The organism is Rhizobium sp. SYY.PMSO (assembly GCF_046840415.1).
Classification (GTDB): domain Bacteria; phylum Pseudomonadota; class Alphaproteobacteria; order Rhizobiales; family Rhizobiaceae; genus Rhizobium.
In genome coordinates this window covers 743390-762321 of sequence record NZ_CP177350.1, presented here as the reverse complement: position 1 = coordinate 762321, position 18932 = coordinate 743390, and the positions used below count along the sequence as shown (strand labels likewise).

18 protein-coding genes are annotated in these 18932 nt (G+C 62.8%); 16 read left to right on the top strand and 2 right to left on the bottom strand.

Annotated elements, in window-relative coordinates; genetic code table 11:
* Positions 1–4: 4 nt before the first annotated feature.
* Together ACJJVH_RS21920 and ACJJVH_RS21915 are read right to left on the bottom strand one after the other, a co-directional pair.
* Positions 5–1483 (bottom strand): aldehyde dehydrogenase, encoded by a 1479-nt coding sequence (locus tag ACJJVH_RS21920; protein ID WP_412066125.1) that lies wholly within the window; start codon positions 1481–1483, stop codon positions 5–7.
* 56 nt (positions 1484–1539) lie between these two features.
* A complete protein-coding gene (locus tag ACJJVH_RS21915) occupies positions 1540–2994 on the bottom strand; it encodes an APC family permease (RefSeq protein WP_412066124.1) in 1455 nt (484 codons plus the stop codon).
* A gap of 318 nt (positions 2995–3312) precedes the next feature.
* On the opposite strand from ACJJVH_RS21915, the gene ACJJVH_RS21910 reads away from it, so the two are divergent.
* The 16 genes from ACJJVH_RS21910 (at position 3313) to ACJJVH_RS21835 (ending at position 18899) form a co-directional block, all read left to right on the top strand.
* Entirely contained in the window at positions 3313–4098 is a 786-nt protein-coding gene (locus ACJJVH_RS21910; protein ID WP_112799577.1) for an IclR family transcriptional regulator, read from the top strand.
* On the top strand, positions 4098–5351 hold the full coding sequence (locus ACJJVH_RS21905) for a Tm-1-like ATP-binding domain-containing protein (RefSeq protein WP_412066123.1): 1254 nt from the start codon (positions 4098–4100) through the stop codon (positions 5349–5351). The genes ACJJVH_RS21910 and ACJJVH_RS21905 overlap by 1 nt, the downstream gene beginning before the upstream one ends.
* Positions 5348–5998 (top strand): HAD-IA family hydrolase, encoded by a 651-nt coding sequence (locus ACJJVH_RS21900; protein ID WP_112799572.1) that lies wholly within the window; start codon positions 5348–5350, stop codon positions 5996–5998. Before ACJJVH_RS21905 ends, ACJJVH_RS21900 begins: the two co-directional genes overlap by 4 nt.
* A 16-nt stretch (positions 5999–6014) precedes the next feature.
* Complete coding sequence (locus ACJJVH_RS21895) at positions 6015–7370, top strand: aspartate aminotransferase family protein (protein ID WP_412066122.1); 1356 nt, start codon at positions 6015–6017, stop codon at positions 7368–7370.
* A 2-nt stretch (positions 7371–7372) separates the two neighbouring features.
* A complete protein-coding gene (locus ACJJVH_RS21890; RefSeq protein ID WP_112799568.1) occupies positions 7373–8656 on the top strand; it encodes an aspartate aminotransferase family protein in 1284 nt (427 codons plus the stop codon).
* 7 nt (positions 8657–8663) lie between these two features.
* The gene (locus ACJJVH_RS21885; RefSeq protein ID WP_412066121.1) at positions 8664–9683 is read left to right on the top strand and encodes a homoserine kinase; all 1020 of its coding nucleotides are present in this window, start codon (positions 8664–8666) and stop codon (positions 9681–9683) included.
* A 55-nt stretch (positions 9684–9738) separates the two neighbouring features.
* Positions 9739–10125, top strand: coding sequence for a 5-carboxymethyl-2-hydroxymuconate Delta-isomerase (locus ACJJVH_RS21880; RefSeq protein WP_112799564.1), 387 nt, complete (start codon positions 9739–9741; stop codon positions 10123–10125).
* Between the two features lie 42 nt (positions 10126–10167).
* A complete protein-coding gene (hpaE, locus tag ACJJVH_RS21875; protein WP_412066120.1) occupies positions 10168–11685 on the top strand; it encodes a 5-carboxymethyl-2-hydroxymuconate semialdehyde dehydrogenase in 1518 nt (505 codons plus the stop codon).
* 37 nt (positions 11686–11722) lie between these two features.
* Complete coding sequence (gene hpaD, locus ACJJVH_RS21870; protein ID WP_113384389.1) at positions 11723–12703, top strand: 3,4-dihydroxyphenylacetate 2,3-dioxygenase; 981 nt, start codon at positions 11723–11725, stop codon at positions 12701–12703.
* A gap of 69 nt (positions 12704–12772) precedes the next feature.
* The gene (gene gabD / locus ACJJVH_RS21865; protein ID WP_412066119.1) at positions 12773–14227 is read left to right on the top strand and encodes an NADP-dependent succinate-semialdehyde dehydrogenase; all 1455 of its coding nucleotides are present in this window, start codon (positions 12773–12775) and stop codon (positions 14225–14227) included.
* Positions 14228–14254: 27 nt separating this feature from the next.
* On the top strand, positions 14255–15127 hold the full coding sequence (locus ACJJVH_RS21860; protein WP_412066118.1) for a fumarylacetoacetate hydrolase family protein: 873 nt from the start codon (positions 14255–14257) through the stop codon (positions 15125–15127).
* Positions 15127–15930 (top strand): 2-oxo-hept-4-ene-1,7-dioate hydratase, encoded by an 804-nt coding sequence (hpaH, locus tag ACJJVH_RS21855; RefSeq protein WP_113370061.1) that lies wholly within the window; start codon positions 15127–15129, stop codon positions 15928–15930. The genes ACJJVH_RS21860 and hpaH overlap by 1 nt, the downstream gene beginning before the upstream one ends.
* 11 nt (positions 15931–15941) lie before the next feature.
* Positions 15942–16748, top strand: a complete 807-nt coding sequence (gene hpaI / locus ACJJVH_RS21850; protein WP_412066117.1) for a 4-hydroxy-2-oxoheptanedioate aldolase — start codon at positions 15942–15944, stop codon at positions 16746–16748.
* Positions 16749–16914: 166 nt separating this feature from the next.
* The gene (locus tag ACJJVH_RS21845) at positions 16915–17703 is read left to right on the top strand and encodes an SDR family oxidoreductase (protein WP_112799552.1); all 789 of its coding nucleotides are present in this window, start codon (positions 16915–16917) and stop codon (positions 17701–17703) included.
* A gap of 19 nt (positions 17704–17722) precedes the next feature.
* Entirely contained in the window at positions 17723–18502 is a 780-nt protein-coding gene (locus tag ACJJVH_RS21840) for a MoaF C-terminal domain-containing protein (RefSeq protein ID WP_412066116.1), read from the top strand.
* A gap of 7 nt (positions 18503–18509) precedes the next feature.
* A complete protein-coding gene (locus ACJJVH_RS21835) occupies positions 18510–18899 on the top strand; it encodes a nuclear transport factor 2 family protein (protein WP_113356970.1) in 390 nt (129 codons plus the stop codon).
* Positions 18900–18932: the final 33 nt, after the last annotated feature.

Here is an 18932-nt window from a genome sequence, read left to right as displayed (position 1 = left end):
CGCTTCAGAGCTGGATCCAGGCCGTTTTCAGATCGACATATTTGTCGAGGGCATGCAGCGACTTGTCATGCCCGTTGCCCGACTGCTTCACCCCGCCGAGCGGCACGCTGTTGTCCGCACCGCCATAGGTGTTGACGTGCACCACGCCGGCGCGGATTCCCCGCACCAGCCTGTGCGCGCGTGACAGGTTCGACGTCCAGACGGCCGAGGCAAGGCCGTATTCCGTCGCATTGGCGATCCGCAGAGCCTCCGCTTCGGTCTCGAACGGTATGATCGATAGGATGGGGCCAAACACCTCTTCCCGCGCCAGCGTCATGGACGGCGTGACGTCGAATACGGCCGGCCGCATGTAATAGCCTCCGGTCTCCTCCAAAATGCGCGAGCCGCCGGTCCGCAACGAAGCGCCCTCCGACACTGCCTGCGCAACATAGTCGAGATCTTTCCTCAACTGAACCTCGCTCGAAATCGCGCCGGCTTCCGTCGCCACCTGCAAGGGATCGCCGACCTTCATGCTCCCGGCAATATGCGCGACCTTCTCGGAGAAGGCGGCATGAATCGACTTCTCGACAAGCAGCCGGGAACCGGCGACGCAAACCTGCCCGGAATTGCGGAAGATGCCATAGGCCGATACCTTGGCCGCCAGATCGAGATCGGGCGCATCGGCAAAGACGATATTCGGGGACTTGCCGCCAAGCTCCAGATAGACGCGCTTCAGGTTCGAGCGCGCCGAATATTCCAGAAGCCGCCGTCCGACGAGGCCCGAGCCGGTAAAGGCAAGCACGTCGACTTCCCTATGCAGCCCCAGCGCCTCTCCGCAGACGGCGCCGCGCCCGGTGACGACATTGAACACGCCTTCCGGCAAGCCGGCTTCGGCGCAAATTTCGGCGAGCCTCAGCAACGTCAGCGACGCGCCCTCGGCGGGCTTGAGCACGACGGAATTGCCCGCGGCAAGCGCCGGAGCAATCTTCCACGCGCCGATCATCATCGGGAAATTCCATGGCACGATGGCAGCCACGACGCCGACCGGGCCGCGGTGAACAAGGCCGAGAATATTCTCAGCCGTCGGCGCGATCTCGCCATAAACCTTGTCGATCGCCTCGGCATAGTAGCGGAACGTGCCTGCGGCACTGCCGGGCTCAGCCTTCAGGGCCATTGAGATTTCTGTGCCGTTGTCGCGCACGCCGAGCACGGCCAGTTCGAGCGCGTTCTTCTCGATCAGCTCGGCGATCTTCAACAGCACCTTCTTGCGTTCCGTCGGCGCTGCTTTCGACCAGCTCCCCTTTTCGAAGCCGTGCCGCGCAGCCCTGACCGCGAGATCGACATCGTCGGCACCGGCATCGGCAATGGTGGTCAGCCTCGTTCCGTCGATCGGCGAAATGACCTCCATCGCCGCGCCGCTGACCGGCTGGCGCCATGCGCCGCCGATGAACAGTGCCTGCGGGGAAACGGATAATGTCCGGAGCTGGTCGATCTTGTCCTGCATCTCATTTTCTCACAAAAAGGGTGGCGGGCTCTTTCCCGCCACCGATTGACACTGCGTCAGGCTTCCTGTCCGGCACCGAGGCGGGCATAGCCTGCCGCATCCGAAGACTTGAGGCGAGCGGCCGCTATAAATCCGATGACCGCCGCGATCAGCACCAGCCCCGGCAACAACACGGCAAGCGCGCCATTGGCCCCGGCGATCGCGCCGAAATTCGCCGAAATATAATAGACGAGAGCCAGAAGAATGAGTCCCGTCACGATCGGCAATATCTTGATCGCAAGCACGTTGCGCTCAAGCCCGGGATTGCGGCTGAAGAACACCACGATCGAGAAGGCGGTGAACGCCATCAGCAGGATGATTGCCAGGGTAGCGACGTTGGTGGCCCAGGAAAAGAGCGCCAGCACCGGATCCTGCCCCGTCGCCGCAAAGAGCGCAACGACGAGTATGGCGATGACGGTCTGAATGATCGAGCCGACATGCGGGCTCTGGAAAACCGGATGCGTGACACCGACCGACTTCGGCAGAAGGCCCTCGCGACCCGCCACATACATGTAGCGTGCCACGCCATTGTGAAAGGCCAGGATGCCGGCAAACAGGCTGGTGACGAAGAGAACGCTCATCACGACGGTAATCCAGTGGCCGACGTAGCGCTCGGCTAGGCCAAAGAGGAAGGTCGTCGGATCGGCGAGACCCTGCAACGTCGGAACGAGCTTGTCGACACCGGCGCCGTTCACCATCAGCCACGAGGTCAGCATATAGAACAGACCGATGATCAGAACGGAAATATAGGTCGCGCGCGGCACGGTCTTTTCCGGTTCACGCGCCTCTTCGCTGTAGATGGTCGTTGCCTCGAAGCCGATGAAGGCGGCAAAGCAGAAGAGAAGGCCGATTGCCGGCGCGCCGCTCCAGAAGGCCGTCGGCGTGAACGGTGCTGCGGACAGACCGGCGTCGCCGCCCTTGACGAAGATCGCGGCGTCGATGACGAGCACGACGACATATTCGAGAATGACGAGCACCGTCAGTACCTTCGCCGACAGATCGACCCGACGGTAGCCGAAGACGGCGACGAAGGCGATCCCGACGTAGCTCCAGACCCACCAGGGAAGGTCGATGCCGAGCTGCTCGGCGAAAAGGCCCTTGGTGGCGGCGCCAAACAGTCCGAGAACGCCGACCTGCATGGCGTTGTAGGCCAGGATGGCGATCAGTGCGGCCGCTCCGCCCATGAGGCCGCCGAGACCTTGGGCCGTATAGGCATAGAAAGCGCCGGCATTGCGGATATGGCGGGCCATGGCGACATAGCCGACCGCAAACAGCAGCAGAATGCCTGTCACCAACAGAAAGGTCAGCGGGATGCCGGGGCCGTTGCCGAGCATCATCGAAAGCGGCACGCCGCCTGCAACCGCGGTCAGCGGTGCCGCGGCCGAGACCACGAGGAAGGTCACGGCGCCTACGCCGAGACTGTTTTTGCGCAGCTGATTTTCAGCCGTGCTCTGCGAATTTTGCGTGTTCATCTGCGTTGGTTCCCCTTTGCTTGAGAGCATCCGATCGTCGCTGCGACTATGCGCAGGCGACCTCCACCAAAACCGAACTGACGAGCGGGGCTTATGCTTTTGTTGATTTTGCCGCCGTCAGCGCTTATGGTTCATTATTTGAACCACAGCTTCAAATATAGACTTGCAAACATTCCCAACCTCTGTCAAGTTATTTCGCATGTTAAGTATCTTGGGTCGCTGCTATCGTGCCGCGGCGCAGGGTCAGCGACCTGATTTGACGGAAGGCACCGGCTGGACGCACAAAATCAGAGACTGACCAACCCAAGAGGAGGAACGATGAGCACGATCGGAAAGGCGCTTGCATTGCTGGACACCCTGTCACGGCTGGACAAGGAGGCGGGTTTGACCGACATCGCCCGCCTGTGCGCGCTGGACAAGGCGACGGCACGACGCTTTCTGGTGGAGCTGGAAAAGCACGGCTTCGTCGAACAGGATCTGGAGACGCGCCGATATCGCATCGGCTCCGCACCGGTTCGCCTCGCGCGCATCCGCGAAGCGCGCTTTCCGCTTCTGCGGATTGCCATTCCCTTCATCAGGACGCTTGCGGAATCATCGACAGAGACCGTGCATCTTTCGGAATTTTCGGCCGGCCGGCTTTCGACCGTTCATGTCGAGGATTCGCCGCGCGCGCACCGTATCACCGTCGATGTCGGCAGCTTCCTGCCCTTCCATGCCACGGCATCCGGCCTTGCTTTCCTGGCCTTCTGCCCGCAGGCGGAGATCGATGAAGCGCTCGCAAAGCCGCTCGAGAAATTCACCGACCACACCGTCGTCGATCCCCAGCTGGTGCGTGTCATGCTCGACGAGACGGCGGCGCGCGGCTTTTCCATCAGCCATAACGGCCTGGAGGCCGGCGTCGTCAGCACGGCCGCGCCGATCCGTACGCCCAATGGCCATCCGATCGGATGCGTGGCCATCGCCGCTCCGTTCTCGCGCATCACGAAAGCCGCCATCCATGAATTCGGCGCTCAGGCGGCGGCCGCGGCCAATGCAATCTCGGAAAAATATTACGGGTCGGAAAGACCCATGGGAACCATTCCAGAAATCAGGAGGACAGATTGATGAGCTCTGAGGCTTCCTCGCCAAGGATACTCGTCATCGGAACCGGTGACACCAAATGCGACGAACTGCAATTCATGGCGTCGGTCATCAAGGAAGCCGGCGGCCGGCCGGTCATGATGGATGTCAGCATTCTCGGCGATCCGCCTTATAGCCCCGATTATTCCAAGCACGACATTGCAAAGGCCGCCTCGACCACGATCGAGGACATCGCCGAAAGCGGCGACGAAAACACCGCCATGGCTGCCATGGCAAAGGGCGCATCGGCTTTGACGCGGCAGATCTACGAAGACGGGCTTGTCGATGGAGCGATCGTACTCGGCGGCTCCATGGGCACGGACCTGGCGCTCGACGTCGCGGCGGTCCTGCCGCTCGGCGTGCCGAAATTCGTGGTTTCGACCATCGCCTACTCCCATCTCATTCCGCCGGAGCGCATCGCGCCCGACCTGATGATGATCCTGTGGGCCGGTGGTCTCTACGGACTGAACAGCATCTGCCGCTCGGTCCTTTCGCAGGCCTGCGGCGCGGTCGTCGGCGCTGCGAAGCACGGAACCAGACCCGATCGCGAGCGGCCGCTGATCGGCATGACCTCGCTCGGCTCGTCCTGCCTGAAATATATGAAGTATCTTCGGCCCGAACTGGAAAAGCGCGGCTACGACGTCGCCGTCTTCCATGCCACCGGCATGGGCGGCCGGGCCTATGAAGCGATCGCCTCCCAGGGCGGCTTCGCCGCCGTCTTCGATTTCTGCATCCAGGAAGTCAGCAATCATCACTACGGGACCGTCGTCACCTCCGGGCCGGACAGGCTCGAAAATGCCGGGCGCGCGGGCATTCCGCAGATCGTCGCCCCCGGTGCGGTCGACATGGTCGATCTTCAGGCATGGCAGGCGCTACCCGAGATTTTTGCCGATCGTCCGTATCACGCCCATAACCGGCTGATCGGATCGGTCACGACATCGCCGGAGGGGCGCCGCGAGGTCGCCCGGCTGATCGGGCAGAAACTCGCGCGTGCCGATGCGAGGATCGCCTTCCTGCTGCCGAACGAGGGGCTGCAGGAATGGGACAAGCCGGATGAGCCCCTGCACGATCCGGAGGGCCTGAATGCGTTTCTCGATGAGATGCGCCGCGCCATTCCCCCCGCCGTCACGCTGCGGGAAGTCGACACTCACATCAACACGCCGGCCTTCTCGGAAGCTGCCCTTGCCATCTTCGACCAATGGGTAGCCGAAGGCGTCATTCCGGAGGGACGGCCATGACGAAAGAACGCGCTCTTATCCTCGATTTCGGCGGCGTCGTCACGCGCACGCTGTTCGAAACGCACGACGTCACGGAACGCACGCTCGGCCTTCCGAAGGGATCGCTGACCTGGCTCGGCCCGTTCGACACGACGACAGATCCGCTCTGGGTGTCGATGCAGAACCGCGAAATCACCGAGCGCGACTACTGGCTGACGCGCACGGGCGAAGTCGGCAAGATGGTCGGCGAAAACTGGACCGACATGCAGACCTTCGTGCGCCGGGCGCGCGGCGCAGAGCCGGAGCTGGTTCTGCGTCCCGAGGCGCGCGACGCCATCCTGCGCGCGAAGGAGGCGGGACTGAAGCTCGCTATCCTCTCGAACGAACTCGACCTGTTCTACGGCGTCGAGTTCCGTCAGCGCTTTCCGCTGATCGACCTGTTCGACGTCATCGTCGACGCCACCTATACGAAGATCCTCAAGCCCGATCCGCGCGCCTACGAGCTCGTTCTTTCCGAGCTCGGCCTGCCGCGTGAGGCGTGCGTCTTCGTGGACGACCAGAAGAAGAACATCGAAGGTGCCGAAGCCGTCAATCTGCCCTACGTGCATTTCGACGTGACCCGGCCCGCCGAAAGCTATGCCCGCGCCCTTGCCATGCTGGGGCTCTGAACCAAGAGGAATCGACATGCGTGAAACCAATTTCATCATCGAAAACAACGCCCGTCACCTGTGGCATCCGATGGCCCACCCTGCCGAAATGCAGGCCAACCCGCCGCGCATCATCAATTCTGGCGAAGGCGTCGAGATCGTCGATATCCAGGGCAAGAAGGTGCTGGACGCGGTCGGCGGCCTGTGGAACGTCAACCTCGGCTATTCCTGCGAGCCCGTAAAGAAGGCAATCCGCGACCAGCTCGAAGAGCTGCCCTACTATTCGACCTTCCGCGGCACGACGAACTCGCCGCTGATCGAGCTGTCCTACGAGCTTGCAGAATGGTTCAAGCCGGATGGGCTGAGCCGTTCGTTCTTCACGTCCGGCGGTTCGGATTCGGTCGAGACCTGCCTGCGGCTGGCACGCCAGTATCACAAGATCAACGGCCAGCCGGAACGCACCAAGTTCGTGGCGCTGAAGAAAGGCTATCACGGTACGCATTTCGGCGGCGCCTCGGTCAACGGCAACCAGAACTTCCGGCGCAATTACGAACCGCTGCTGCCCGGCGTCTTCCACCTGCCGGCGCCCTTCACCTACCGCAACCCGTTCAACACGACCGACGGCGCGGAAATCGCGGCCGCCATCGGCAGGCTTTTCGAAGATGTGATCGCCTTCCAGGGCGCAGACACCATCGCCGCCCTGATCGTCGAACCGGTGCTCGGCGCCGGCGGCGTCATCGTCCCGCACGAGACCTTCCTGCCGCTGATGCGCGAGATCTGCGATCGACACGGCATCCTGCTGATCGCCGACGAGGTCATCACGGCTTTCGGCCGCACCGGCGCCTGGACCGGATCGCGCCTGTGGGGCGTGCAGCCGGACATGATGTCGACGGCAAAGGCGATCACCAACGGCTACTTCCCCTTCGGTGCCGTCATGATCGCAGACAAGGTGGCGCAGGTCTTCGAGAGCAACAAGAGCCCGGTCGGCAGCATCGGCCATGGCTACACCTATTCCGGTCATCCGGTCGGCGCCGCCGCGGCATTGGCTGCGTTGAAGGAAACCAAGCGGCTCAACGTCGCCGCCAATGCCGCGGCGCGCGGCGAAGAGCTTCTGGCCGGCCTCAAGAAGCTGCAGGACAAGCATGAGCTGATAGGCGATGTGCGCGGCAAGGGCCTCATGTGCGCCCTCGAACTCGTCAGCGACCGGAAGAAGAAGAGCGCCGCCGGCAAGGACGTCATCCAGAAGGTTCAGGATGCGACCTACGACGCCGGCGTTCTGATCCGCACCTCCGGCGCCAACGTCATCATGTCGCCGCCGCTGATTATCTCGGCCGAAAATGTTCAGACCATTCTGACCGCGCTCGACGCGGGTCTCGTCGCAGCAGGGGCCTGATCATGTCCGACAATGCAGCCCTCATTGCGCGGCGCGAGCGCCTTCTCGGCCGGAACATGTCGCTCTTCTACGACGACCCCGTGCATCTGGTGCGCGGGGAAGGCGTCTGGCTCTGGGATGCCGACGGCCGCAAATATCTCGACTGCTACAACAATGTGCCGCATGTCGGCCATTGCCACCCCCGCGTGGTCGAGGCGATCACGCGGCAGGCGTCGACGCTCAACACGCACACGCGTTACCTGCATGAAGGCATTCTTGATTATGTCGAGCGGCTGACGGCGACCTTCGACAAGAGCCTCAATGCCGCGATCCTGACCTGCACGGGCAGCGAGGCGAACGACGTGGCGCTGCGCATGGCGCAGGCCGTGACCGGCAAGACCGGCGTCATCGCCACCAACCACACCTATCACGGCAATACGACCGCGGTGTCGCAACTGTCGACCCGCATGCCGCCGGTCGGCGGCTTCGGCGGTCATGTCCGGCATGTGCCGGCACCGGATAGCTACCGTCCCCTCGGCGGCGAAGGTGGAGATGCCTTCGCCACGGCCTTCGCGGCCGAAGTGGAGAAGGCGATTGCCTCGCTTCAGGAGAGCCCGCACGGTTTCTCGGCCATCATCATCGATCCGTTCTTCGCCAACGAAGGCTTTCCGGACCTGCCGCCGGGCTTTCTGGACAAGACGGTCGCAGCCGTGCGCAAGGCCGGCGGTCTCGTCATCACCGATGAGGTACAGCCCGGTTTCGGCCGCACCGGCTCGCATATGTGGGGCCACCAGCATGCCGGCATCGTTCCCGACATCGTCACGCTCGGCAAGCCGATGGCCAACGGCCATCCGGTCGGCGGCGTCGTTGCCAATCTCGACACGATAAATGCCTTCCGCAAGGCGTTCCGCTATTTCAACACCTTCGGCGGCAATCCGGTCTCCTGCGCGGCTGCCATGGCCGTACTCGATGTCATCGAGGAGGAAAACCTCATCGAGAACGCCCGCAACGTCGGCGAATACACGCGCGATGCCTTCAACAGGCTCGCACAAAAGCATTCCATCATCGGCGACGTGCGCGGCAGCGGCCTCTTCATGGGGACGGAATTCGTGCAGGACAGGCAGACGAAGGAGCCGGCCGCCGCACAGGCAACCAGGATCGTGAATGAAATGCGCGAACGCGGCGTGCTGATGGGCAAGATCGGCATTCACCAATGCGCCACGAAAATCCGGCCGCCAATGCCGTTCACCAGGGACAATGCCGATTTCATGTTGTCGATCTTCGACGACGTTCTGTCCGGCCTGTGAGGCTTCCATGGCGGATCAGTTGCCACAGACCATCCGGGACGCGCTGCAGCAGCGCGCGCTGGAAGCGCTCGAGCATTGGCCGGTGAAGGCGCATGAACCTGTCCTGATGAAATACCGGGAGAATGCGGTCTTCCGCATTGTGCTCGAAGACGGACAGTTCGCGGCACTCAGGCTGCATCGACCGGGCTATCACGACGAGACGAGCCTGCGCTCGGAACTGCATTTCATGGCGGCGCTCAAGCTCGGCGGCCTAGACGTGCCGCACCCGGTGCCGACGAGCGATCGGCAGAGCCTTGTCTGCCTTCCGGCCAACAGGCATTTTGCCGAACAACATGCGGATGTGGTGAGCTGGATCGACGGCGTTCCGCTCGGCCAGAGCGGCGTGCCACTAGCGCAATCGGCCGAAATGCAGGCGGAAATCTTCTTCCGCATCGGTCACGGCATGGCCGCCATGCACGAGCTTGCGGATGACTGGAAGCCGCCGGAGCGGTTTCACCGCCCGGCATGGGACGCCGAAGGCCTGATCGGAGAAAGACCGCTCTGGGGACGCTTCTGGGATTGCCGGGGCCTTTCGCCGGACGACACCGCCGCACTCTCGGCGCTGCGCGACGAACTGCGCCATGCCCTTGCGGACGCGGACAGCCAGACCCTCGACTATGGGCTGATCCACGCCGATCTCGTGCGGGAAAACGTCTTCCTGACCGGGAAAGACAGCAATGTCGCCTTCATCGATTTCGACGATGCGGGACATGGCTTCCGCCTGTTCGATGTCGCAACGACCCTGCTCAAGAACCGCAACGAGCCTGCCTATCCGGCAATCGAGAAAGCACTGATATCAGGCTATCGCAGCCGCCGCGCGCTCTCCGATGCCGCATTGGCGAGCCTGCCGCTCTTCATGGTGCTGAGGAGCCTCACCTATATCGGATGGCTTGCCGAACGTCCCGAAATTCCGGACGCCGCCGGGCGGCTGTCACGTTACGTCAACGAAAGTCTGGAGATGGCAAGAAAGCTCAAGCCGGCCGCTTGACATCTTCCGCATAATTATTAACGTGTTAAGTAAATAGAGGGTCGGGAGGACTCAAATGCCACATCTCGCCATCGAATATTCAGCCAATCTGGAGGGCCGTGCCGATATCGGCGCGCTCTGCGAACGGCTGTTGAAGACGGTTCTGGAGACCGGCCTTTTCGAGGTCGGCGCCGTGCGCGTGCGCGCCTTTCGCGCCGATCACTACGCCATTGCCGACAGGCTGCCCGAGAACGCCTTCGTGGATCTGAACTTCCGCATCGGCAAAGGACGCACGGCCGAAGAAAAGAAGCGCACCGGCGAAGCGATCTTTGCGGCAGCGATCGACGTTCTCCACCCGCTCTTCGAGACGCCGCATTTCGCCCTCTCGCTGGAGATCCGCGAGATCGACGCGGAACTGAGCTGGAAGAAGAACGCCATCCATCCGCGGCTTCGCGGCAAGTGACACCTCCCTTCGCGGGATAAAATAACACCAAAGGAATAGACGATGTCCAAACTGCAGGAAAACATCGCGAAGGCCGAAACCTACCTGGCCCGCTTCAAGGACAAGACGCTGCTCAACCGCATCAACGGCGAAGATGTGCCCGCCGATGACGGCTCGACCTTCGAAACCATCTCGCCCGTCGACCTGAAGCCGCTTGCCACCGTCGCCCGCGGCAAGGCCGCCGATATCGACCGCGCCGCGAAGGCCGCACAAGCCGCCTTCGCCGAATGGGCCGCCATGCCGGGCGACGCGCGCAAGAAGCTCCTGCATAAGATCGCCGACGCGATCGTCGCGCGCGCCGAAGAGATCGCCTTCGTCGAATGCATGGATACCGGGCAGTCGTTGAAATTCATGGCCAAGGCCGCCCTGCGTGGCGCCGAGAATTTTCGCTTCTTCGCCGACCGTGCGCCGGAAGCCCGTGACGGCAAGGCCATCCGCGCCGAAGGCCAGGTGAACCTGACGACGCGCGTGCCGATCGGTCCGGTCGGCATCATCACGCCGTGGAACACGCCTTTCATGCTGTCGACCTGGAAGATCGCGCCGGCGCTCGCCGCGGGATGCACCGTCGTGCACAAGCCGGCCGAATTCTCACCGCTGACCGCCCGCCTGCTGGTCGAAATCGCCGAGGAAGCCGGCCTTCCGAAAGGCGTGTGGAATCTCGTCAACGGCTTCGGCGAGGATGCCGGTAAGGCTCTGACGGAACATCCCCTGATCAAGGCAATCGGCTTCGTCGGCGAAAGCCGCACCGGCTCGATGATCATGAAGCAGGGCGCCGATACGCTGAAGCGGGTTCATTTCGAGCTTGGCGGCAAGAACCCGGTCATCGTCTTCGCCGATGCCGATCTGGAGCGCGCGGCCGATGCCGCCGTCTTCATGATCTATTCGCTGAACGGCGAGCGCTGCACCTCGTCTTCGCGCCTGCTGGTCGAGGAAAGCGTCTACGACAAGTTCACCGCCATCGTCGCGGAAAAGGCCAAGCGCATCAAGGTCGGCCATCCCCTTGATCCGGAAACGGTCGTCGGCCCGCTCGTTCATCCCGTGCATGAAAAGAAGGTGTTGGAATATATCCAGATCGGCCGTTCGGAAGGTGCGACGCTTGCCGCCGGCGGCGAGAAGGTCAACGGCCCGGGTGGCGGCTGCTATGTCTCGCCCACCCTGTTTACCGGCGCCCACAACAAAATGCGCATCGCGCAAGAAGAAATCTTCGGGCCGGTGCTGACGGCCATCCCCTTCAAGGACGAAGCCGATGCACTGGCGCTGGCCAACGACGTCCAATATGGCCTGACCGGCTATCTCTGGACCTCGGACGTCACCCGCGCCTTCCGTTTCACCGATCATCTCGACGCCGGCATGATCTGGGTGAATTCGGAAAACGTGCGCCATCTGCCGACCCCCTTCGGCGGGGTCAAGAGCTCCGGCATCGGCCGCGACGGCGGCGACTGGTCTTTCGATTTCTACATGGAAACCAAGAACATCGCCTTCGCCACCAAGCCTCACGCCATCCAGAAACTCGGCGGCTGAGCCGCCAACACATAATTACGCATAAGAGGAGGAACAAATGCCCCTGCCGAAACCCAATCTCTACCCGCCCTTCAACATCGTGCGCCTCAGCCATGTCGAATTCGGCGTCACCGATCTTGCCAAGTCCCGCGCCTTCTATGTCGATACGCTGGGCCTGCAGGTGACGGACGAAACGGCCGACACCATCTATCTGCGCGCGATGGAAGAGCGCGGCCATCATTGCATCGTGCTCAAGAAATCCGACAAGGGCGAAGCCCGCGACCTCGGTTTCAAGGTCTTCGGCGATGAGGACCTGGAAAAGGCCGCGCATTTCTTCAAGGGCAAGGGCTTGCCGGTCGAATGGGTCGAACGTCCCTATCAGGCGCGGACCTTCCGCACCCGCGATCCGCACGGCATCCCGCTCGAATTCTATTCGAAGATGGATCGCCTGCCGCCGATCCACCAGAAATACGCGCTTTACAAGGGCGTGAAGCCGCTGCGCATCGATCACTTCAACTGCTTCTCGACCAATGTCGACGAAAGCGTCGCCTTCTACAACGAACTCGGCTTCCGCGTCACCGAATACACCGAGGATGCCGAAACGGGTCGCCTCTGGGCCGCCTGGACGCATCGCAAGGGCGGCGTCCACGATATCGCCTTCACCAACGGCCGCGGGCCGCGCCTGCACCATACCGCCTTCTGGGTGCCGACGCCGCTCAACATCATCGACCTGCTCGACCTGATGGCGACCACCGGCTGGGTCGCCAACATCGAGCGCGGTCCGGGCCGCCACGGCATCTCCAACGCCTTCTTCCTCTATATCCTCGATCCGGACGGCCACCGCATCGAGATCTATTGCTCGGACTACCAGACCGTCGATCCCGATCTGGAGCCGATCAAGTGGGATCTCAAGGATCCGCAGCGCCAGACACTTTGGGGCGCACCCGCTCCCAAATCCTGGTTCGAACATGGTAGCCTGTTCGCCGGTGCGGAAGTGGCCGAGCCCGACCTGAAGGCACAGCCGATTATCGCGCCTTAAGCGTTATCCTTGAGAGCGGGCGAAAGGCGCCCGCTCCTCGTCAACGTTCGCAAGCGCGAGGAGGCAATCATGAATTTGAAAGACGCAACTTTGTTCCGGCAGGCGGCATTGGTCGGCGGCGAATGGATCGAGGCCGATCCATCCAACGCGATCAAGGTCGACAATCCGGCCACAGGCGAGATCATCGGCCTCGTTCCCAATCTGGGTGCCGCCGAAACGAAGAAGGCGATTGCCGCCGCCGAGGCCGCGCAGAAGGAATGGGCCGCCCGCACGGCCAAGGAACGTTCGGGCATCCTCAGGCGCTGGTTCGAGCTGATGATGGAAAACCAGGACGATCTCGGACGCATTCTGACGGCCGAACAGGGCAAGCCGCTTGCCGAGGCCAAGGGCGAGATTGCCTATGGTGCGAGCTTCGTCGAATGGTTTGCCGAAGAGGGGCGCCGCGTCTATGGCGACATCATTCCCGGCCACCAGAAAGACAAGCGCATTCTGGTCATGAAGCAGCCCATCGGCGTTGTTGCGGCCATCACGCCCTGGAACTTCCCGAATGCGATGATTACTCGCAAGGCCGGTCCGGCCTTTGCCGCCGGCTGCGCCATGGTGTTGAAGCCCGCCTCGCAGACGCCGTTCTCGGCGATCGCCATCGCGATTCTCGCCGAGCGCGCCGGCCTGCCGAGGGGCCTCTTCAGCGTGATCACGGGTTCGGCCCGCGCCATCGGCGCCGAGATGACCGCAAGCCCGGTCGTGCGCAAGCTCACCTTCACCGGGTCTACCGAAGTGGGCGCCGAGCTTTACAAGCAGAGCGCGCCGACCATCAAGAAACTCGGGCTGGAGCTCGGCGGCAACGCACCCTTCATCGTCTTCGACGATGCCGATCTCGATGCCGCCGTCGAAGGCGCGCTGATCGCCAAGTTCCGCAACAACGGCCAGACCTGCGTCTGCGCCAACCGTCTCTACGTGCAGGACGGTGTCTATGACGCCTTTGCCGAGAAGCTCTCCAAGGCTGTCGGCACGCTGAAGACCGGTAACGGCTTCGACGAAGGCATCAATCTCGGCCCGCTGATCGACGAGGCGGCTCTTGCCAAGGTCGAGGAACATGTCGCCGATGCGCTCTCCAAGGGCGGCCGCGTCGTTGCCGGCGGTCATCGCCATCAGCTCGGCGGACGCTTCTACGAGGCGACCGTGCTCGCCGATGTCACCCCGTCAATGGCTGTCGCTAAGGAAGAGACCTTCGGGCCGGTCGCTCCCCTCTTCCGCTTCAAGGACGAGAGCGATGTCATCGTTCAGGCCAACGATACCGAGTTCGGTCTCGCTTCCTATTTCTACGCCAAGGATTTCGCCCGCGTCTTCCGCGTCGCCGAGGCGCTGGAATACGGCATGGTCGGCGTCAATACCGGCCTGATCTCGACGGCCGAAGCGCCCTTCGGCGGCGTCAAGCTCTCCGGCCTCGGCCGCGAGGGATCGCGCTACGGCATCGAGGAATTCACCGAAATCAAATATGTCTGCCTCGGCGGCGTCGCCTGAGGCTAAGGGAAAGCCCGAGATAAAAGCATGACCCATCCAAGATTCCTGTCCTTTTCGAGAAACGACCGTCACGGCTACGGGCTTGCAGTCGACGGCGGTGTCGTCGACCTTTCGGCCCGCCACGGCGCGACATGGCCGACGCTGCGCGAAGTGATCGAGGCCGGTCGCCTCGTTCAACTCGCCGAGGAAGCCAGATCATCGAAGCCGGATTTCGCGCTCGACGACATCCGCTTCGAGATTCCCATTCCGGCACCGGAAAAGATCATTTGCGTCGGGGTCAACTTCCCCGACCGCAACGAGGAATACAAGGATGGGCAGGCGGCCCCCTCCAACCCTTCCCTCTTCATCCGCTTTCCGCGCTCCTTCACCGGGCACGAGCAGCCGCTGATACGCCCCCCGGAAAGCCCGCAGCTCGACTATGAGGGCGAGATCGTCATCGTCATCGGCAAGGCCGGCCGCCGGATTGCCGAGGCCGATGCCTTCTCCCATATCGCAGCCCTGTCGCTCTGCAACGAAGGCACGATCCGCGACTGGGTTCGCCATGCGAAGTTCAACGTTACCCAGGGCAAGAACTTCGACCGCACCGGCTCGATCGGCCCCTGGCTGATCCCCTTCACCGATGCGGCCCAGCTGGAAGACATCGAGCTCAAGACCCGCGTCAACGGCGAGGTGCGCCAGAGCGACCGCACCAGCCGGATGATCTTCTCCTTCCGCAAGATCATCAACTACATCTCCACCTTCACCACGCTCGTTCCCGGTGACGTCATCGTCACGGGCACGCCGACGGGCGCCGGGGCGCGCTTCGATCCGCCGATCTGGCTGAAGCCGGGCGATGTCGTCGAAGTCGAGGCCGATGGTCTCGGCATCCTGAAAAACACCATCGCCGACGAGGTGCTCTGATGCTGTCGCATGACGAAATCCAGGCTGCGGCCGAAAGTCTCGATCAGGCCGAGCGGACGCGCGTCCAGACAGGGCTCCTCTCGCTCAAGCATCCCCAGATGACCATGGACGATTCCTATGCCGTCCAGAGCGCCTGGGTGCAGAAGAAGATCGCCGCCGGCCGCAAGCCGATCGGCTGGAAGATCGGGCTGACGTCGAAGGCGATGCAATATGCCCTCAACATCAACATCCCCGATTCCGGCGTCCTCTTCGACGACATGATGTTCGAAGACGGTGCAACGGTGCCGGCCGACCGCTTCATCCAGCCGCGCATCGAGGCCGAGATCGCCTTCGTGATGAAGGCACCGCTCAGGGGACCGAACGTCTCGATCTTCGACGTGCTGAACGCCACCGATTACGTCACGCCCGCCCTTGAAATCCTGGATACCCGCATTCTGCGCGTCGATCCGGAAACGAAGAAGGCGCGTACCATCGTCGACACCATCTCCGACAACGCCGCCAATGCCGGCATCGTCACCGGCGGCCGCGCCGTGCGGCCCGACCAGATCGACATGCGCTGGATGGGCGCGATCGTCAGCCGCAATGCCGAAGTCGAGGAAACCGGGCTCGGCGCCGGCGTTCTCAACCAGCCTGCACGCGGCATCGCCTGGCTTGCCAATCGCCTGTCGCAGTATGGCGACGGCATCGAGGCCGGCCAGATCGTGCTGGCGGGATCGTTCATCCGCCCGATCGAGGCGCGGCATGGCGATACGATCACTGCCGATTTCGGCCCGTACGGGTCGGTCAGCCTGTTCTTTGCATGAAGGAGTGAACCATGCCGGCGCCAAGGAACCTCTTCAAGCAGGCCCTCAAGGACGGGAAAGCGCAGATCGGCCTCTGGCAGGCGCTTGCCAACGCCTATACGGTCGAGATCTGCGCGAGCGCCGGCTATGACTGGCTGCTGCTCGACGCCGAGCATGCACCGAACGACGTGCCGCTTCTCGTCTCGCAATTGCAGGCGATGAAGGGCACCGCAAGCCATGCGGTGATCCGTCCGCCGATCGGCGAAACCTGGATCGTCAAGCAGATGCTCGATATCGGCGCGCAAACCCTGCTGATCCCGATGGTCGAAAGCCGGGAGATGGCGGAAGCCATGGTCAAGGCGGTCAGATACCCGCCGCATGGCGTGCGCGGCGTCGGCGCTGCCCTTGCCCGCGCCTCCGCCTTCAACCGCATTCCGGATTACCTTGCGACGGCCAATGAGGAAATCTGCCTGCTCCTGCAGGTGGAGAGCCGCGCCGGGCTTGCTGCCCTCGACGATATCGCCTCGACCGAGGGTGTCGACGGCGTCTTCATCGGACCCGCCGATCTTGCCGCCGACATGGGCTATCTCGGCAAGCCGGGTGCGCCTGAGGTGCAGGCCGAGGTCGAAAAGGCACTTGGCAGAATCCAGTCGCACGGCAAGGCCGCCGGCATCCTCATCGGCGACCTCTCGCTTGCCAAACGCTATCTGGAACTCGGCGCGACTTTCGTTGCGATCGGCAACGACGTCACGTTGCTTGCCAACGCCACGACCAAGCTCCTCGACGATTTCAAGAAGACAGAGGCAGCCAAGCCCGTTGCCGACGCAAAGGTCTACTGATCGCTGACGCAGCCCTCTTCGGCGTCGCGCGCGTCTGTGTCTCGGCGCGCAAATTCCGGGCGCAGGCGACGCATTGTGCACGCTCAGTCAAAATGGACTGCACAGCTGGACGCGACGTCCCTGTACGCATCGGCCATGATGAACCGGAAAGCCAATAGGAGGACATATGCGTTTCAAGAACAAGACTGCCCTGATCACCGGCGGCGGCACGGGCATCGGCGCGGCGGTGGCTCGCCGCATCCGGCAGGAGGGCGGCAATGTCGCGCTCGTAGGGCGCCGTCCTGAGCCGCTTCGCGCCGTTGCCGAGGAGATCGGCGCTGCCGTCGTCGCGGCCGACGCAGCCGACGGTGCAGCCATGAAGGCCGCGGTCGAAAAGGTCGTCGAGACCTTCGGCGGCCTCGATATCCTGATCGCCAATGCCGGCGGCCACGGTGTCGGGCCGACGGTCAGCATGTCGGACGAGACATGGGATCTGGCCGTCCGGCTCAATCTCAACACTGCCTTCGTCAGCGCCCGCGAATCCCTGCCGAGCCTCATCAAGAGCCAGGGCAATATCGTCGTCCTCGCCTCGATCGCCGGGCTGTTTGCCGGTCCGGATGCGGCCGGCTACGTGACCATGAAGCACGGCTGCATCGGGCTCGCGAAATCGCTGGCGCGCGACTACGGGCGCAAGGGCGTGCGCACCAACACCGTATGCCCGGGCTGGGTGACGACCGCCATGGCCGACGAGCAGATGGAATTCATCGTCGAGAAATACAAGCTGAACAGCATCGAGGAAGCTTACGCGCTCGTGACCAAGGACGTGCCGCTCGGCCGCCCGGCAACCGCCGAGGATGTCGCCAACGCCGTCTGCTTCCTCGCTTCAGCCGAGGCATCGATGATCAATGGCGCTGTCCTGACCGTCGATGGCGGCGCCGGTACGGTCGACCTGCCGACATTGGCCTTCGTTGAATAAGCAAGGGGAGGAGATAGCGATGAACCAGAATCCCAAGGACTGGAAAACCTACGACGAGTTCGCCTATGGCATCGACACGAACCGCCTGCCGGCAACGGAGGCGCTTGTCGGCTCGTCCCACAAGATCTCGTTCGACGACGGCCGCACGCTCGAGCTTGCCTTCGCGAAAGGCGAGGTCAAGTGGTCGGACGGCAAGGAAGGCGGCACGGACAAATCCGAGGTGATCGAAGTCGCGCCGAAGACCTATTTCGTCGAAATCGTCTTCGCCGGCCGCCCCAAGGAAGCCGAGACGCTGATCATCAACACAGAGACGCGTCGCGTTCTTTCGATCTACTCGGTCGTTCGCGACCTCAAGGAGTCCGTCGGCGAGCCTCAGGTCGCTCAGATCTTCCGCGCCGGTGTCATCGATGGCGGCGTGGCGAGCGGACCGGTGCCGCATGAGAGCCGCGATCTGATCGGGCTCAGGGCGCATTTCACCTACAGCCCTAATCATGTCTACGAGCACACCTACCTGTCGTCGCAGCGCTATGCCTGGCAATGCCTCGTCGGCGTGCAACGCGGCCACGGCGACGTCGACCTCACGACGACCTATAAATTCGACGACAATCTCTACATTTTCACCTTCCGGGAATTCAAGATCGCGGTTGCATCCACATTCTTCTACAATTTCAACGACATGCGTTCGACCGGCAAGTTCCTCGGCATCACCGGCGACGGGCGCATCCAGAACAGCCCCGCCGGCGCCTTCATCCGCAAGGCGTCGATGACCTATTATCTGCCCGGCCAGGAACCGGTGTGAGGACGCCATGCGCAAAGCATTCGATATCGTAAAAGCACACTACGACGCCAACGACCGCCGCGACATGGATGGCATGCTCGCCGACATCGCTCCGGATTGCCGCTGGACGGAGATGGATGGCTTTCCCTGCGCGGGCACCTATGTCGGCCCGCAGGAGATCTTCAAAAACGTCTTCCAGGCGCTCGGTCAGGCCTTCGATGGTTACACCTTCAAGCTGGAACGTCTCCTTGACGCCGGCGATGAGGTCGTGGCTGTCGGAGACTATAGCGGCACGAACAAGCAGACCGGCAAGCCCTTCAAGGCCCGTGTCGTCCATGTCTGGGGCGTGGCGGGCGACAAGATCCGGCGTTTCGAGCAATTCACGGACACGCTGAGAGTGGCCGAATCCATGCAATGAGGAATGGCGGCGGCCTGGCGTAGCCGGGCCGCC

What these genes read in the sequence shown, in the direction of transcription:
- hpaH (WP_113370061.1), top strand. Translation starts at nt 15,127, where the DNA reads ATGCTGTCGCATGACGAAATCCAGGCTGCGGCCGAAAGTCTCGATCAG.
- ACJJVH_RS21895 (WP_412066122.1), top strand. Translation starts at nt 6,015, where the DNA reads ATGCGTGAAACCAATTTCATCATCGAAAACAACGCCCGTCACCTGTGG.
- ACJJVH_RS21860 (WP_412066118.1), top strand. Translation starts at nt 14,255, where the DNA reads ATGACCCATCCAAGATTCCTGTCCTTTTCGAGAAACGACCGTCACGGC.
- gabD (WP_412066119.1), top strand. Translation starts at nt 12,773, where the DNA reads ATGAATTTGAAAGACGCAACTTTGTTCCGGCAGGCGGCATTGGTCGGC.
- ACJJVH_RS21915 (WP_412066124.1), bottom strand. Translation starts at nt 2,994, where the DNA reads ATGAACACGCAAAATTCGCAGAGCACGGCTGAAAATCAGCTGCGCAAA.
- ACJJVH_RS21905 (WP_412066123.1), top strand. Translation starts at nt 4,098, where the DNA reads ATGAGCTCTGAGGCTTCCTCGCCAAGGATACTCGTCATCGGAACCGGT.
- ACJJVH_RS21880 (WP_112799564.1), top strand. Translation starts at nt 9,739, where the DNA reads ATGCCACATCTCGCCATCGAATATTCAGCCAATCTGGAGGGCCGTGCC.
- hpaI (WP_412066117.1), top strand. Translation starts at nt 15,942, where the DNA reads ATGCCGGCGCCAAGGAACCTCTTCAAGCAGGCCCTCAAGGACGGGAAA.
- ACJJVH_RS21840 (WP_412066116.1), top strand. Translation starts at nt 17,723, where the DNA reads ATGAACCAGAATCCCAAGGACTGGAAAACCTACGACGAGTTCGCCTAT.
- ACJJVH_RS21900 (WP_112799572.1), top strand. Translation starts at nt 5,348, where the DNA reads ATGACGAAAGAACGCGCTCTTATCCTCGATTTCGGCGGCGTCGTCACG.
- ACJJVH_RS21910 (WP_112799577.1), top strand. Translation starts at nt 3,313, where the DNA reads ATGAGCACGATCGGAAAGGCGCTTGCATTGCTGGACACCCTGTCACGG.
- ACJJVH_RS21890 (WP_112799568.1), top strand. Translation starts at nt 7,373, where the DNA reads ATGTCCGACAATGCAGCCCTCATTGCGCGGCGCGAGCGCCTTCTCGGC.
- ACJJVH_RS21845 (WP_112799552.1), top strand. Translation starts at nt 16,915, where the DNA reads ATGCGTTTCAAGAACAAGACTGCCCTGATCACCGGCGGCGGCACGGGC.
- ACJJVH_RS21835 (WP_113356970.1), top strand. Translation starts at nt 18,510, where the DNA reads ATGCGCAAAGCATTCGATATCGTAAAAGCACACTACGACGCCAACGAC.
- ACJJVH_RS21885 (WP_412066121.1), top strand. Translation starts at nt 8,664, where the DNA reads ATGGCGGATCAGTTGCCACAGACCATCCGGGACGCGCTGCAGCAGCGC.
- hpaD (WP_113384389.1), top strand. Translation starts at nt 11,723, where the DNA reads ATGCCCCTGCCGAAACCCAATCTCTACCCGCCCTTCAACATCGTGCGC.
- ACJJVH_RS21920 (WP_412066125.1), bottom strand. Translation starts at nt 1,483, where the DNA reads ATGCAGGACAAGATCGACCAGCTCCGGACATTATCCGTTTCCCCGCAG.
- hpaE (WP_412066120.1), top strand. Translation starts at nt 10,168, where the DNA reads ATGTCCAAACTGCAGGAAAACATCGCGAAGGCCGAAACCTACCTGGCC.